We start from the raw sequence: 14,348 nt of genomic DNA on the forward strand, positions 1-14,348 counted from the left end.
CGTGCACGGCCTCCATAAAGGCGATGTTGGTCAGCACAGCCTCTTCATGCGGGGTCACGGCATCCGGCATCAGGGCCGGGGCACCCACTGTGTTCTGGATCGTATCGAGAAGGGTCAGGCCGGTGAAGACACGGATGGTCAGCTGCTTTTCATGGTCCGTCAGTGTGGCCCAGCTTTGGATGTCGTTGGACAGCGGCACCTTCTCGGGCAGCCAGAAATTCACCGTCAGGCGGTTCCAGACCTCGAGATCCTTCTCGTCCTGCAGGCGGTTCCAGTTGATCGCGCGGGGCACGGCGCGGGTGGCGGCGGGGGCGTTGTCCTTCATGGCGGATCTCTTCCTAAGCGTTTCGGGAGGGGCTCAGAGCGTGCAGGACACGCAGCCCTCGACCTCGGTGCCTTCCAGCGCGGTCTGGCGCAGGCGCACGTAGTAGATCGTCTTGATGCCCTTCTTCCAGGCGAGGATCTGGGCGCGGTTGATGTCGCGCGTGGTGGCCTCGGCGGGGAAGAACAGGGTCAGCGACAGGCCCTGGTCGACATGCTCGGTGGCGGCGGCATAGGTCTCGATCAGCGCCTCGGGGCCGATCTCGTAGGCGTCGCGGTAATACTCGAGATTGTCGTTGGTCATGAAGGCGGCCGGGTAGTAGACGCGGCCGATCTTGCCTTCCTTGCGAATCTCGATCTTCGACACGATCGGGTGGATCGAGGAGGTCGAGTTGTTGATGTAGCTGATCGAGCCGGTGGGCGGCACCGCCTGCAGGTTGCGGTTGTAGAGCCCGTGCTCCATGACATCGGCCTTCAGCGCCGCCCAGTCGGCGCGCGAGGGCAGGGCGATACCGTCGAAGAGCTCGGCCACGCGGTCGCTCTCGGGGAGCCAGTCGCGCTCGGTGTACTTGTCGAAGAACACGCCCGAGGCATAGTCCGACGCCGCAAAGCCCTTGAAGGTCGCGCCGCGCTCCTTGGCCAGCGCGCAGGAGGCGCGGATGGCGTGATAGGCCACGGTGGCGAAGTAGATGGAGGTGAACTCGACCCCCTCGGGGCTGCCGTAATGGATGCGCTCGCGGGCGAGGAAGCCGTGCAGGTTCATCTGGCCGAGGCCGATGGCGTGGCTCTCGTCATTGCCCTTGCGGATCGACGGCACCGCGTCGATCGCCGACATCTCCGACACCGCGGTCAGCGCCCGGATCGCCGCCTCGACGGTGGCGCCAAGGTCGCGCCCGTCCATCGTCTTGGCGATGTTGAGCGAGCCCAGGTTGCACGAGATGTCGGTGCCCATGCGGGCATAGCTGAGATCGTCGTTGAACTCCGAGGCCTCGTTGACCTGCAGGATCTCGGAGCACAGGTTCGACATGGTGATGCGCCCGTCGATCGGGTTCATCCGGTTCACCGTGTCCTCGAACATGATGTAGGGATAGCCGCTCTCGAACTGGATCTCGGCCAGCGTCTGGAAGAACGAGCGGGCGTTGATCTTGGTCTTCCGGATGCGCTTGTCCTCGACCATCTCGTCGTATTTCTCGGTGACCGAGATCTCCGAGAACGGCACGCCGTAGATCTTCTCCACGTCATGCGGCGAGAACAGGTACATCGGCTCGTTGCGCTTGGCGAGCTCGAAGGTGACGTCGGGGATCACCACGCCGAGCGACAGCGTCTTGATGCGGATTTTCTCGTCGGCATTCTCGCGCTTGGTGTCGAGAAAGCGCAGGATATCGGGGTGGTGGGCGTTGAGATAGACCGCCCCCGCGCCCTGACGCGCGCCCAGCTGATTGGCGTAGGAGAAGCTGTCTTCGAGCAGCTTCATGATCGGGATGACGCCGGAAGACTGGTTCTCGATGCCCTTGATCGGCGCGCCGTGCTCGCGGATGTTGGTCAGCATCAGGGCGACACCGCCGCCGCGCTTGCTGAGCTGCAGCGCCGAGTTGATGCCGCGGCCGATGCTTTCCATGTTGTCCTCGAGCCGCAGCAGGAAGCAGGAGATCAGCTCGCCGCGGCTCTTCTTGCCGGCGTTGAGGAAGGTGGGCGTGGCGGGCTGGAAGCGGCCCGAGAGGATCTCTTCCATGAACGACATGGCGAGATCCTGATCGCCGCGCGCCAGCGCCAGCGAGACCATCACCACGCGGTCCTCATAGCGCTCTAGGAAGCGTTTCCCGTCGCGGGTCTTGAGCGTGTAGGAGGTGTAGTACTTGAACGCGCCGAGGAAGGTCGGGAAGCGGAACTTCTTCTTGAAGGCGGCGTCCCAGATCTGCTGCAGGAACGCGCGCGGATAGGCCTCGAGCACTTCAGCCTCGTAGTAGCCCTCCTCGACGAGGTAATCGAGCTTCTCGTCGAGCGAGTGGAAGAACACCGTGTTCTGGTTGACGTGCTGCAGGAAATACTGCCGCGCGGCCATGCGGTCGGCCTCGAAGCGGATATGGCCGTCCTCGTCGTAGAGGTTCAGCATCGCATTCAGCGCGTGGTAGTCGAGCGTCTCGCTCATGCGGTCAAGCATTCGGTCCCCCAGAAGGCGTGCAGCCCGTCTCTGACGCGGGCAATGTCGGTGAGCGTGCCGGCAAGCTCGAACTTGTAGAGCAGCGGCACGGAGCATTTCTTGGCGATGACATCGGCGGCGAGGCCATAGGTGGCCCCGAAATTGCGGTTGCCGCCGCCGATGACGCCGCGCAGGCGGCGGCGGTTCTCGGGACCGTTCAGAAAGCGGATGACCTGCTTGGGCACCGCGCCGCGGCCTTCACCGTCGGCATAGGTGGGGCAGATCAGCACGTAGTCCTCGGGCAGCTCCGGCAGCGCCGCCTTGGGCGAGACGGGGATGCGGCTGGCCGCCATCCCGAGCCCGTCCACGAAGCGCGCGGTGTTGCCGCTGGCCGAGGAGAAGTAGACGATCCCCGGCATGGTTCAGGAGGCGAGCGCGCCGATCATGTCGGGGCGGAAGCCCGACCAGTGGTCTTCGCCGGCGATGACCACGGGCGCCTGGCGGTAGCCAAGCTCGGTCACGCGCGCCATCGCGTCGGCATCCTCGGTGAGGTCCACCACGTCGTAGGGCAGGCCGCGGGCATCGAGGGCGCGGGTGGTGGCGGTGCACTGCACGCAGGCGGGCTTGGAATAGACGATGATCGACATGGGCGGCGTCCTCTTTGTGGCTGGCGGGCGAGGACGCGACTTGGGCGGGTCAGCCGCGCCGACCCGGTTCCGTGACACGCCCCGAACCCACCGTTCGTGGTCAAATCCTGTTGCTTCCGGCAGGTCTCCTGACTTGCGGCTCGGCGCGTTGACCAGCCTTCCCGGGGCGAGGCCCCAGTGGCGCGATTGGTCGTGCTCGCCACTTACAGTTGCGGGGGCAGCGCCGGCGTTTCACCGGCTTCCCTCTTGCCGGCGGATGATTCCGTCGGACACCTGAAGCAACTATATCTAGACCATGTAGCCTGAGGTGCGTCAATATGCAGTTGTGCAACGGTTCGGGGCACAAGAGCTTGTGTGCCCTTGCGGGCTTGGGAATCGGATGTTTGTGGGGGCGGATTCTTTCGCTGGGGGCGGAAATTGGGTGCCTGATTTATGGGCGGACGGGCGAATGCTTGCCTTCGGACTTGCTCGACGGCGCTGTGCTCGATCCCCACTCCCGCGCGGAGCAGAGGCCGCAGGCCGCCGCGCATCGCCGGCCCGCCCCCCGGGCTGGCGATTTTTTGACGTCGGCGCAGAGTTGTGAGGTCCTTCGGATTTGGCCGGGATAAACCAAGAGGTTCGTGACGGCGGTCGCCACCCCGCGGCCCGGCGATGCGCGGCGGCGCTTGCAGCGCCTTGGTTCCGCGCGATCCCCGTTCCAATGCCGGGTCTACGACCAAGGCCACATTGCCCGCCTCCCGGGCAACCTGTAGATTCGCGCCATCCGCTGTGAAGGATGCCGACATGGCCGTACCCTCCAAGACCCCCGCCAAGCGCCTGAGCGTCGCCTTCCTTCTGGCCGACCGCTTCACCCTCTCGGCCTTCGCCAATTTCGTCGACGTGCTGCGCCTCGCCGCCGACGAGGCCGATCTCTCGCGCCCGATCCTGTGCGACTGGGTGGTGCTGTCGGACAGTCTCGAGGCGGTGCGCTCGTCCTGCGGGGTGCGGGTGCAGCCCGAGAAGCGCCTGCGCCATGCCGGGCGCTACGACTATATCGTGGTGGTCGGCGGGCTGATCGGCGACAGCGCCGCGCTGGGCCCCGAGGCGCAGGGGTTCCTGCGTCGGCAGGCCAAGGCCGGCGTGCCGCTGGTGGGGCTCTGCACCGGCGTTTTCATCCTGCAACGGCTCGGGCTGCTCAAGGGCTACCGCTGCTGCGTGAGCTGGTTCCACCATCAGGATTTCCTCGACCAGTTCGAGGCCGAGACGCCGATCTCGGATCAGATCTTCGTCGTCGACCGCGACCGCCTGACCTGTTCCGGCGGGCACGGGGCGGCGCATCTGGCGGCCTTCCTCGTGCAGCGCCATGTCGGGCAGAACGCCGCGATCAAGAGCCTCAACATCATGATGATCGACGAGGCGATGAGCGGTGAGCGTCCGCAGCCCGGGCAGGCCACGGCGCGGCGCGCCGGCGATGCGCTGGTCAAGCGCGCGGTGCTCAGGATGCAGCAGAACCTAGAACATCCGAAGACGGTGGAGGAGCTGGCGCGCGAGCTGGAGGTGGGGCGGCGCACGCTCGAGCGGCGCTTCCTCGCGGACCTGCGTCAGACGCCGCTCAAGGTCTATCTCGATCTGCGGCTCGAGCGGGCGCTGCAGCGGCTGCGCGGGTCCGATGCCACGATCACCGAGATCGCGCTGGCCTGCGGCTTCTGCGACGGGCCGCATCTGTCGCGCACCCTCAAGGCCGAGCGCGGCGTGACCCCGGCCGAATACCGCAAGGCGCAGGCGGGGCAGGGGCGCGAGGAGGCGCAGCCGCCAGTGGGCGTGCTGATGCGCGGCGCGGAGTGACCGCGCCCACGCGAATTTCAGATGAGCGAGATCAGAGCTCGACGGTGACCTTGCCGCGCGGGTTCGAGCAGCAGGCGAGGATGTAGCCTTCCTCGATCTCCTCCTCGGTGATGCCGCCGTTGTGCACCATGTGCACCTCGCCCTCGAGCTTCTTGACCTTGCAGGTGCCGCAGACACCGAAGGTGCAGCCCGACGGGATCGCCACGCCGGCGCCGCGCGCCGCGGCGAGCACGGTGTCGGTCTCGGGGCCGGAGGCGGTGACGCCGGAGATGTCGAAGGTGATCTCGGCCTGCACGTCTTCTTCCGGCAGGTCGTCTTCCGGTACCGGGGCCTCGACCAGTTCGGGGCCGGGGGTGCCGGGCGCCTGGAAGCTCTCCTGATGGTAATGCTCCATGTCGAAGCCGAGGCCCGCCAGCGCTTCGCGCACCGCGGTCATGAAGCCCTCGGGGCCGCAGCAGAACACTTCCCGCTCGAGATAGTCCGGCGCCATCAGGCCAAGCATCAGCTGGTTGAACTGGCCCTGGTAGCCGGTCCACGGCTGGAACTTGTCACGCTGCTCCACCACCCAGCGCAGATCGAGCCCCTCGATGCGCGAGGCCATATGCTCGAGCCGCTCGCGGAAGATGATTTCCGACGGCGTGCGGGCGCAGTTGACGAAGACGATGTCGCAGGTGCGGCCACGGTCGTAGAACTCGGTGGCCATCGACATCATCGGGGTGATGCCCGAGCCGGCCGAGATGAACAGGTACTTCTTGGCCGGGTGCTCGGACGCGGTGAAGCGCCCGCCCGGGCCGAGCGCGCGCAGCGTCATGCCCGGCTTGAGGTTGTCCATGATCCAGCGCGTCCCGATGCTGTCGGGCTGGGCCTTCATCGTCATCGTCAGCGACAGCGGACGCGAGGGCGAGGAAGAGATCGTGTAGGTCCGGTAGAGCGGCCCGCCGGGCACCGGCAGTTCCAGCGTCAGGAACTGCCCGGCCTTGAAGTCGAAGGGCCGGCCCGAGGGCGACTGGAAGCACACGGTGATGACATTCGCCGTCTCGGGCAGGATGGAGACGCATTCCAGCGCCTCGTCGTCGGTCCAGTGTCCCGATGCGGCGACGAGGGAGGTGGTCATGGGCAGTTACTCCGCTGCGAGGGTGGCGGGGGCGTGGGCGGTGCGCATGCGGCCGAGATACCAGTTCACGAACTGGATCACGCCGTCTTCGTGGGTGGCCGAGTAGGGGCCAGGCTCGAAGGCGGGCGAGTTGATGCCCTGCTGGTTGTCCTCGACCACGCGGCGGTCTTCGTCGTTGGTGTGCTCCCAGACCGTGGTCAGGTTCTTGAGGTCGTAATCCACGCCCTCGACCGCGTCCTTGTTGACCAGCCAGGTGGTCTGCACCTCGGTCTCCTGCGGCCCGATCGGGGTGACGCGGAAGGTGATCGAGTGATCGCTGAGGAAGTGGTTCCAGGTCGTCGGGTAGTGGAACATCAGCAGCGTGCCGGCATCGAGGAACGGGATCTGGCCGAGACGCTTCTGCACCGCGATCTTGCCCGATACGGTGTAGCTCTCGGCGCCATCCAGCAGCGGCATCCGCGCGACGCGGAACTGGCCGCCGTCATCCATCTTGAAGCGCGACGGCGCACCGGCGGCCTCGAGGCGGCTGAAGTGCTTTTCGACCTTCTCAGGGAAGGTGCCGTCGGCGCTGACGCCGGTGATGGTCGGATCCTCGGGATAGGTGCGGCAGAGGTCGGGGTGGTTGCCGGCGCAGTGATAGCACTCTCGGTTGTTCTCCCAGACCAGCTTCCAGTTGCCCTTCTCGATGATCGTCGACTGGAACGCGACCTTGGCGTCCGACAGGTCGTGCACGCCAAGATAGGGGCTCACGGTCTCGGCGAAGCCATCGAAGGCGGGGGCATCAGTGGCAAGGCAGATATAGACAAGGCCCGCCACGGTGCGGCAGTGCACCGGCTTCAGCCCGTGCTTCGACGGGTCGAAATCGGGGCCCATGTCGCGCGCCCAGAGCAGCTTGCCGTCGAGGTCGTAGGTCCACTGGTGGTAGGGGCAGGTGAGCTTGGCGACGCGGCCCTGCGCAGCCGAGCACAGCACCGAGCCGCGGTGGCGGCACGAGTTGTGGAAGGCGACGATCTGGCCCTTGCCGTCGCGGATCACGATGACGTCGTAGGCGCCGATGCGCAGGCGCTGGTAGGCGCCGGTCTTCTCGAGCATGCAGGCCGGGAAGGCATAGAGCCACTCGCGGTACCAGATCGTCTCGAGGTCGGCCTCGTAGATCTCGGGCGAGGTGTAGAACGGTTGCGCAAGCGCATGGCCGGGACGGTGCTGGCTGAGCAGTTCGGAGAGCGGGGCGGTCGGGCTGGCCATGGCGAAACTCCTGTCGCGGGAGGGCTATTTCGGCGCACAGAGCCATCCTAGTCCGAAATTGGCAATTGGCAAAATCCTCATGTGGGTTTAGTTCAATTCATGTCACGGCGGCATTTTGCTCGTTTGCGACATCCCCAGCCTGAAAGCGACGTCCAGTGCCCAAACCCTATGACTTGCCGTCCCTTGGCGATCTCGCCTGTTTCGAGGCCGCTGCCCGAAATTTAAGCTTCAAACTGGCCTCAACCGAACTCAACGTCACGCCGGCGGCGGTGAGCCATCGCATCAAGGCGCTGGAAAACGAGCTGGGACAAACGCTTTTCAACCGCCAATACCGGGGTGTCGAGCTGACCGAGGCCGGGGCGCTGCTGTTTGTCTCGCTGCAAAGGGGATTCGAAACCATCTCGGACAGCGTCACCCGGATTCGCAGCCGGCACGACCGCACCGGGGTGTCGCTGGCGGCCACCACCGCGATGAGCGGGCTCTGGCTGACCCCGCGCCTGGCGGCGTTCTGGAAGGAGCATCCGGGCGTCGCGATATCCCAGCTCATCCAGGACGACCGCAAGCCGCAGGGGGTGGACCTGTCGATCCACTATGGCGATCCGGACGCGGAGGATGACGAGACGCGGGTGCTCTTTCGCGACCGCATCCTTGCCCTCGGCACCGAGCAGTTCGCCAGGACCTATGGCATCACCCGGCTGGCGGATCTTTCCGACGTGCCGCTGATCCACACCCAGTCTGGCGTGAACCCCTATACCGAGTGGTCCGAGTGGTTCGCCTATCTCGACCGGCCGGCGCCGCGCGGCCCGGGGTTTTTCCTTAACAACTACCTCATCTCGCTGCAGGCCGCGGAAGATCATGTCGGCGCGGTGCTGGGCTGGGAAGGGCTGCTTGGCGGTCATCTCGAAAGCCGCCGACTGGTGCCGCTGGTGCCCGACGAGATGCCCTCGCCGCACCCGTTCTACCTCCGCATCCACGGCCGCGCCTCGGCCAACGCGCGGCTCTTCGCGGACTGGTTGGCGGAGCACTGAGCGGGCGCGGCGGCGTCGCCTTGTTCCGCGCCGGACAGCGCTCGGGAGACAGCCCTAGAAAGACAAAACCGGCGAGCCAGAGCCCGCCGGTCAGTCGTGCCTCGTGGTGCCGCGTCAGCTGCGCGGCTTGAGGTTCTCGGGATCGTAGAGCGGGGCGTAGCCGATGCCGGCGACCTCGACCTCGAAGGGCTCGTCAAAGTAGGTCACCTTCAGCTTGCGCCCCAGTTCGCAATACTCCTGCGGCAGGTAGGCCAGCATGATGTTCTTGCCCACGCTCGGGCCGAAGGCCTGAGAGGTGGTGTAGGAGCGGCGGCCGAGGCTGTCGATCAGCACCTCGTCGGTCTCGGGGTCCATCACCGGCATGGTGTTCACCGGGTAGCGGGCCACGCCCTGACTGTCGATGTTGTCGTGCATGACCAGCGTGCAGAGCATCGCGGGCTGGTGTTCGCGCGCCTTGAACTCGACATGCTTCGCCTTGCCGCGGAAGTCCGCTTCCTTGACCTTCGGACGCGCCAGCGCGGCCTCGATCAGGTTGTACTGGGTGTGCAGGTCGGCGTTCTGCAGACGCAGCGACTTCTCGAGGCGGCGCGAGTTCGCGTAGGTCTCGACCCCCATCGCCATCACGCCGGTTTCACGCAGCGCATCCCAGACGGCGAGGCCGTCCTCGTAGGGCATGTGCAGTTCCCAGCCCTGTTCGCCGACATAGGAGATGCGGAAGGCCGTGACGGTCTTGCCCGCGATCTCGATCGGCTTGATGGCCGCGAAGGGGAAGTTCTCGATGTCGAGCCCGGCCGGGTCGGCCACCACCTTTTTCAGCGTCTCGCGGGCGTTCGGGCCCCAGATGCCGATGGTGGTGAACTTCTCGGTCACGTCGGTGATGGTCACGTCGAGCCCGCGGTCCTGCGCGGTGCGCTTCATGTACATCAGGTCGCGCGGGCCGGCATCGGCGCCGTTCACCATGCGGATGCGGTCGCCCATGCGGAACACGGTGAAGTCCGCCCGCACCATGCCCTCGTCATCGAGCATGTGGGTGTAGATGCCCTTTCCGATATTGGCGTCGCCACCGATCTTCGCGGCGCAGAGCCACTCCATCAGGGCCACGTGATCCGGGCCCTCGATATCGGTGATGTGGAAGTGCGACAGGTTGATGATCGCACAATCGTTCGACATCTCGAGCTGCTCGGCGTTGGACACGCGCCAGAAGTGGCGGTTGTCCCACTCGTTTTCGCGCACCGGCACCTGGTCGGCGTATTTTTCGAGCAGGTGCTCATTGGCCGCGTAGCCATGCGCCCGTTCCCAGCCGCCAAGCTCCATGAAGTAGCCGCCGAGCTCGACCTCGCGCTCGTAGAACGGCGAGCGGCGGATGCCGCGGGCGTTGCCGAAGGGTTCGCGCGGGTGGACCGGCGGGTTGTAGATCTTCTTGGCGGTCTCTTCGCAGCGGCCCCAGATGAAATCCTCGCTCAGCTGGAAATCCTGGAAGCGCGCGTAATCGATGCCGTGATGGTCGATATGGGTGCGGCCGTCGGTCATCCAGTCGACGATCAGCTTGGCCATGCCGGGCGCGTCCTTGACCCAGATCGCCACGGCGTACCACAGGCCGCGCACCTTGCGGCTTTCGCCCATCGAGGGGCCGCCATCGGTGGTGGTCTGCAGCAGGCCGTTGAACGAGTGGCTCTCGTTGAAGCCAAGCTCGCCGAGGATCGGGGTGAGCTCCATGGCACGTTCAAGCGGCTCGATCACGTCCTCGAGCTCGAGGTCGCGCATCGACGGCCCGAGGCGGGCCTGGCCCTTCTCGAGAATGTCGCGCGGGTGCACCATGCGCGGCTCTTTCTCGTAGTAGTAGCCCCACTCGATCTGGCCGCCCTCGGTGGTCTCGGGATCGCCGGTGTCGCGCAGGTAGGCGGAGTTGCCCTGGTCGCGGAGCAGCGGACGGCCGATCTCGAGGCCGGTGCCGGCAAACTCATCGTAGGGGCCGAAGAAGGTCAGCGGGTGGTCGACCGGCATCACCGGCAGATCCTCGCCCACCATGTCGGCGATCAGGCGGCCCCAGAGGCCGGCACAGACCACGACGTGATCGGCCATGATGGTGCCGCGGTGGGTTTTCACGCCCACGACGCGTCCGTTTTCCTGGATCAGCGCGAGCGCCGGGGTGTTGGCGAAGGCGCGCAGCTTGCCGGCCTTTTCGCCGGCATCCACCAGCTTGCCCGCCACGGTCTGCGAGCGCGGCACCACGAGGCCGGCATCCGGGTCCCACATGGCGCCCTGGATCTGGTCTTCCTCGAGCAGCGGGAACTTCTCCTTGGCCTCGGCGGCCGAGATCATCTGCACGCGGGTGCCGAAGGCGCGGCCCGAGTCGCAGCGGCGCTTGAGCTCTTGCATGCGCTCGTCATCGCCGACGCGCGCAACTTCGAGGCCGCCGATGCGCGAGTAGTGGCCGAGCTTTTCATAGAAATCGACCGAGTAGGTCGAGGTCCAGGTGCTCAGCAGGTCGTGGCTGGTGACGTAGCAGAAATCCGAGGCGTGGCCGGTCGAGCCGATATCGGTCGGGATGGCGGATTTGTCGATGCCGACGATGTCGGTCCAGCCGCGCTCGATCAGGTGGTGCGCGACAGACGCGCCGACGATGCCTCCGAGGCCGACGATAACGACGTTTGCGCGTTCAGGAAACGAAGACATGGTGCGTTCCACTTGTCTTGAGATGGTGTCGAAACTTTCCGATGCCGGGGCATCGGTGGCTAGCGCTCGACCGGCATTCACCGGACCGAAAACGACGACCCGCGGCCCGGATCGGCGAAGGGCGGGCAGGCCGCCAAGGGGGGCAGGGCAGGGGCGGCACGGGAGGGAAGGGGGCGTGCGCCGCGGTTGCCCTAGAGATACGCCCGGGGAGGCGGGCGCGAAACATGGAGGGCAGACTTGCAGCAAAGCGGTGGCGAAAAACAGGACGATTGCGTCAATGCGGGATGATCGCTACGACAGCCTATCAGGAATCCTCCGCGCCGCAGGACCCGTGCCCATGGACCAAGCCGCCCGCACCCCCTCCGCCCCCGCCCGAACCGCCTCTGCGCGCGCGCTCAGGCCGCGCAAGGACAGTGCCCGCCTGTCGGTGGGCTTCATCCTGTCGCGCAAGTTCACCCTCTGCGCCTTTGCCAATTTTGTCGACGTGCTGCGGCTGGCGGCGGATGAGGGCGACCGCTCGCGCCCGATCCTGTGCAACTGGACGGTGCTGTCGGACAGTATGGATGCGGTGATGTCGAGCAGCGGCATCACGGTGCAGCCCAAGGAGCGGCTCGGCGATTCGGCGCGCTTCGATTACATCGTCGTGGTCGGCGGGCTGATGGACGAGCTGCCGAGCCTCAGCCCCGCGCAGACCCGCTTCCTGCAGGAGGCGGCGGCGCAGGGGGTGCCGCTGGTGGGCGTCTGCTCTGGCGCATTCCTCCTGCATCAGGCCGGGCTGATGGAGGGCTACCGCTGCTGCGTGAGCTGGTTCCACCATGCCGATTTCCTGTCGCAGTTCGAGGGGCTGAACCCGGTCTCCGACCAGATCTTCGTCGTCGATGGCGACCGGCTGACCTGCTCGGGCGGCGCGAGCTCGGCGCATCTTGCCGCCTATCTCGTCGACAAGCACGTGGGGCAGGCGCAGGCCAGCAAGAGCCTGCACATCATGATCATCGACGACCAGCTGCAGGCCGAGAAGCCGCAGCCCGGCATCAGCATGGATTTCAAGACCCGTGACCCGATCGTGCTGCGCGCGCTGCTCCTGATGCAGCAGAACATCGACACGCCGCTCTCGGTCGCCGAGGTCGCCAAGCGCATCGGCCACAGCAAGCGCCAGCTCGAGCGGCATTTCCGCGTCGCGCTCGACACCTCGCCGCAGGCCGCCTTCCTCAGCATCCGCCTGTCGCTGGCGCATCACCTGATCGAGACCAGCGAGAAGTCGGTGGCGCAGATCGCGCTCGATTGCGGCTTCTGCGACAGCTCGCACCTGAGCCGCATGTTCCGCCGCCAGTTCGGCTGTACGCCGCTGGCGCTGCGCCAGAGCCGCGAGGCGCAGGGGGGCTGACGCATCGATCCTGCGCTTGGCGCGGATCTCCATCCCGGCTGTCGCAAACGTTCACGCTTGAAACGGCGTCACAGGCTACCCCACTGCGATCATCTCTGCAGCCGGGGGCCGACTCATGACGCGCTTCAACGCCTTTTCCCTCCTCAAGAACGCCCTGAGCGGCCACAAGAACTGGACCGAGCAATGGCCGGACAGTCAGCCGAAGGCCGAGTATGACGTGGTCATCGTCGGTGCCGGCGGCCACGGCCTCGGTGCCGCCTATTACCTCGCCACCCAGCACGGCATCACCAATATCGCGGTGATCGACAAGGGCTGGCTCGGCGGCGGCAACACCGGCCGCAACACCACGATCATCCGCTCGAACTATCTCTACGACGAGAGCGCGCGGCTGTTCGATCACTCGGTCGACCTGTGGCAGAACCTCAGCCAGGAGCTGAACTACAACGTCATGTACTCCAACCGTGGCGTGCTGATGCTGGCCCACAACGTGCACGACGTTCAGAGCTTCAAGCGCCACGTCCATGCCAACCGCCTCAACGGCGTCGACAACCGCTGGCTGACCCCGGAAGAGTGCAAGGAATACTGCCCGCCGATCAACATCTCCAAGACTGCCCGCTACCCGGTGATGGGCGGCGCGCTGCAGGAGCGGGCCGGCACCGCTCGTCACGACGCGGTGGCCTGGGGCTATGCCCGCGGCGCTGCGATGCGCGGCGTTGACATCATCCAGAACTGCGCCGTCACCGCGATCCGCCGCAATGCCGATGGCTCGGTCGCCGGTGTCGACACCGCCAAGGGCTTCATCAAGGCCAAGAAGGTCGCGGTCTCGGCCTCGGGCCACAACACCCAGGTCATGGCCACCGCCGATGTCCGCCTGCCGCTCGAGTCGATGCCGCTGCAGGCGCTGGTCTCGGAGCCGGTCAAGCCGGTCTTCCCCTGCGTGGTGATGTCGAACGCGGTGCACGCCTATTGCAGTCAATCCGACAAGGGCGAGCTGGTGATCGGCTCGGGCACCGACCAGTACGTGTCGTACTCGCAGCGCGGCGGCCTGCCGCTGATCGAGCACACCATCGCGGCGATCTCGGAGGTGTTCCCGATCTTCAATCGCATGCGCATGCTGCGGAAATGGGCCGGCATCACCGACAACACGCCCGACCGCTCGCCGATCATCGGCAAGACTCCGGTCAAGAACCTCTACGTCAACTGCGGCTGGGGCACCGGCGGCTTCAAGGCAACGCCGGGCTCTGCGCATGTCTTCGCCTGGACCATCGCCAAGGACGAGCCGCATCCGATCAACGCGCCCTTCACGCTCGACCGGTTCCGCACCGGCCGCCTGATCGACGAGGCCGCCGCCGCGGCCGTCGCACACTAACCAAGGAGTCTCCGCAGATGCTTCTGATCCATTGCCCCTATTGCGACGAGACGCTGCCCGAGCTCGAGTTCACCTATGCCGGCGAGGCGCATATCGCCCGCCCCGAGACCCCCTCGGAGATGAGCGACGAGGACTGGCAGGAATTCCTCTTCATGCGCAGCAACGTGAAGGGCCCGTACCACGAGCGCTGGCGCCACTTCCACGGCTGCGGCCGCTACTTCAACGCGGTGCGTGACACCGTGTCGGACAAGTTCCTCACCACCTACAAGGCGGGCGCCCCGCGTCCTGACCTCGCCAGCCTGACGGAGGGCCTGAAATGAGCCAGTATCGCGTTTCCGGCCGGGGCCGCGTCGACACCTCGCGCCCCGTCACCTTCACCTTCGACGGCAAGACCTTCACCGGCGGGCAGGGCGACACCGTCGCCTCGGCGCTGCTGGCCAACGGCGTGCACCTGATGGGCCGCTCGTTCAAGTATCACCGCCCGCGCGGTGCCGTGGCCGCGGGCTCGGAAGAGCCCAACGCGCTGATCGGCACCCGCCGCGGCCCGGGCCGCTTCGAGCCCAACACCCGCGCCACCGTGCAGGAGCTCTGGGAAGGGCT

General features: G+C 66.3%; 12 protein-coding genes, 1 pseudogene and 1 riboswitch. Of the genes and pseudogenes, 6 read left to right on the top strand and 7 right to left on the bottom strand.

The window, feature by feature from the left end; translation table 11 throughout:
* The 4 genes from AC6RA4_RS11530 to nrdH all read right to left on the bottom strand — a co-directional run.
* A partial coding sequence (locus AC6RA4_RS11530; RefSeq protein WP_500160416.1) for a ribonucleotide-diphosphate reductase subunit beta occupies positions 1-325 on the bottom strand: 325 nt, incomplete at its 3' end.
* Positions 326-358: 33 nt separating this feature from the next.
* On the bottom strand, positions 359-2,482 hold the full coding sequence (nrdE, locus tag AC6RA4_RS11535) for a class 1b ribonucleoside-diphosphate reductase subunit alpha (protein WP_500160418.1): 2,124 nt from the start codon (positions 2,480-2,482) through the stop codon (positions 359-361).
* Entirely contained in the window at positions 2,467-2,880 is a 414-nt protein-coding gene (gene nrdI / locus AC6RA4_RS11540) for a class Ib ribonucleoside-diphosphate reductase assembly flavoprotein NrdI (protein WP_500160419.1), read from the bottom strand. The genes nrdE and nrdI overlap by 16 nt, the downstream gene beginning before the upstream one ends.
* A gap of 3 nt (positions 2,881-2,883) precedes the next feature.
* On the bottom strand, positions 2,884-3,108 hold the full coding sequence (gene nrdH, locus AC6RA4_RS11545) for a glutaredoxin-like protein NrdH (protein WP_207077237.1): 225 nt from the start codon (positions 3,106-3,108) through the stop codon (positions 2,884-2,886).
* Positions 3,109-3,209: 101 nt separating this feature from the next.
* Positions 3,210-3,400: riboswitch (cobalamin riboswitch) on the bottom strand.
* A 491-nt stretch (positions 3,401-3,891) separates the two neighbouring features.
* On the opposite strand from nrdH, the gene AC6RA4_RS11550 reads away from it, so the two are divergent.
* Positions 3,892-4,932, top strand: coding sequence for a GlxA family transcriptional regulator (locus tag AC6RA4_RS11550; protein WP_500160421.1), 1,041 nt, complete (start codon positions 3,892-3,894; stop codon positions 4,930-4,932).
* Positions 4,933-4,963: 31 nt separating this feature from the next.
* Here AC6RA4_RS11550 and AC6RA4_RS11555 read toward each other — a convergent pair whose 3' ends face one another.
* Both AC6RA4_RS11555 and AC6RA4_RS11560 read right to left on the bottom strand, forming a co-directional pair.
* Positions 4,964-6,046 (bottom strand): FAD-binding oxidoreductase, encoded by a 1,083-nt coding sequence (locus tag AC6RA4_RS11555; protein ID WP_500160423.1) that lies wholly within the window; start codon positions 6,044-6,046, stop codon positions 4,964-4,966.
* A gap of 6 nt (positions 6,047-6,052) precedes the next feature.
* Complete coding sequence (locus AC6RA4_RS11560) at positions 6,053-7,291, bottom strand: aromatic ring-hydroxylating oxygenase subunit alpha (protein WP_500160424.1); 1,239 nt, start codon at positions 7,289-7,291, stop codon at positions 6,053-6,055.
* Positions 7,292-7,446: 155 nt separating this feature from the next.
* On the opposite strand from AC6RA4_RS11560, the gene AC6RA4_RS11565 reads away from it, so the two are divergent.
* Positions 7,447-8,319, top strand: a complete 873-nt coding sequence (locus AC6RA4_RS11565) for a LysR family transcriptional regulator (RefSeq protein WP_500160426.1) — start codon at positions 7,447-7,449, stop codon at positions 8,317-8,319.
* A 114-nt stretch (positions 8,320-8,433) separates the two neighbouring features.
* Here the strand turns inward: AC6RA4_RS11565 and AC6RA4_RS11570 are convergent, their stop codons facing one another.
* Positions 8,434-10,995 (bottom strand): GcvT family protein, encoded by a 2,562-nt coding sequence (locus tag AC6RA4_RS11570; RefSeq protein WP_500160428.1) that lies wholly within the window; start codon positions 10,993-10,995, stop codon positions 8,434-8,436.
* Positions 10,996-11,332: 337 nt separating this feature from the next.
* Here AC6RA4_RS11570 and AC6RA4_RS11575 point away from each other — a divergent pair, with 337 nt between their 5' ends.
* The 4 genes and pseudogenes from AC6RA4_RS11575 to AC6RA4_RS11590 form a co-directional block, all read left to right on the top strand.
* Entirely contained in the window at positions 11,333-12,379 is a 1,047-nt protein-coding gene (locus AC6RA4_RS11575) for a GlxA family transcriptional regulator (RefSeq protein ID WP_500160429.1), read from the top strand.
* A gap of 115 nt (positions 12,380-12,494) precedes the next feature.
* The gene (locus tag AC6RA4_RS11580; RefSeq protein WP_500160431.1) at positions 12,495-13,748 is read left to right on the top strand and encodes a sarcosine oxidase subunit beta family protein; all 1,254 of its coding nucleotides are present in this window, start codon (positions 12,495-12,497) and stop codon (positions 13,746-13,748) included.
* Positions 13,749-13,765: 17 nt separating this feature from the next.
* Positions 13,766-14,068 (top strand): sarcosine oxidase subunit delta, encoded by a 303-nt coding sequence (locus AC6RA4_RS11585; protein WP_500160433.1) that lies wholly within the window; start codon positions 13,766-13,768, stop codon positions 14,066-14,068.
* Positions 14,065-14,348 (top strand): annotated as a pseudogene (locus tag AC6RA4_RS11590) (2Fe-2S iron-sulfur cluster-binding protein); the annotation flags it as partial. The gene AC6RA4_RS11585 and the pseudogene AC6RA4_RS11590, both read left to right, overlap by 4 nt.

This window comes from Salipiger sp. (assembly GCF_059781815.1).

Excerpts from the sequence above, each read along its gene's own strand:
- nrdE (WP_500160418.1), bottom strand. The coding sequence starts at position 2,482 with ATGCTTGACCGCATGAGCGAGACGCTCGACTACCACGCGCTGAATGCG.
- AC6RA4_RS11585 (WP_500160433.1), top strand. The coding sequence starts at position 13,766 with ATGCTTCTGATCCATTGCCCCTATTGCGACGAGACGCTGCCCGAGCTC.
- AC6RA4_RS11560 (WP_500160424.1), bottom strand. The coding sequence starts at position 7,291 with ATGGCCAGCCCGACCGCCCCGCTCTCCGAACTGCTCAGCCAGCACCGT.
- AC6RA4_RS11575 (WP_500160429.1), top strand. The coding sequence starts at position 11,333 with ATGGACCAAGCCGCCCGCACCCCCTCCGCCCCCGCCCGAACCGCCTCT.
- AC6RA4_RS11580 (WP_500160431.1), top strand. The coding sequence starts at position 12,495 with ATGACGCGCTTCAACGCCTTTTCCCTCCTCAAGAACGCCCTGAGCGGC.
- nrdH (WP_207077237.1), bottom strand. The coding sequence starts at position 3,108 with ATGTCGATCATCGTCTATTCCAAGCCCGCCTGCGTGCAGTGCACCGCC.
- AC6RA4_RS11570 (WP_500160428.1), bottom strand. The coding sequence starts at position 10,995 with ATGTCTTCGTTTCCTGAACGCGCAAACGTCGTTATCGTCGGCCTCGGA.
- AC6RA4_RS11555 (WP_500160423.1), bottom strand. The coding sequence starts at position 6,046 with ATGACCACCTCCCTCGTCGCCGCATCGGGACACTGGACCGACGACGAG.
- AC6RA4_RS11550 (WP_500160421.1), top strand. The coding sequence starts at position 3,892 with ATGGCCGTACCCTCCAAGACCCCCGCCAAGCGCCTGAGCGTCGCCTTC.
- nrdI (WP_500160419.1), bottom strand. The coding sequence starts at position 2,880 with ATGCCGGGGATCGTCTACTTCTCCTCGGCCAGCGGCAACACCGCGCGC.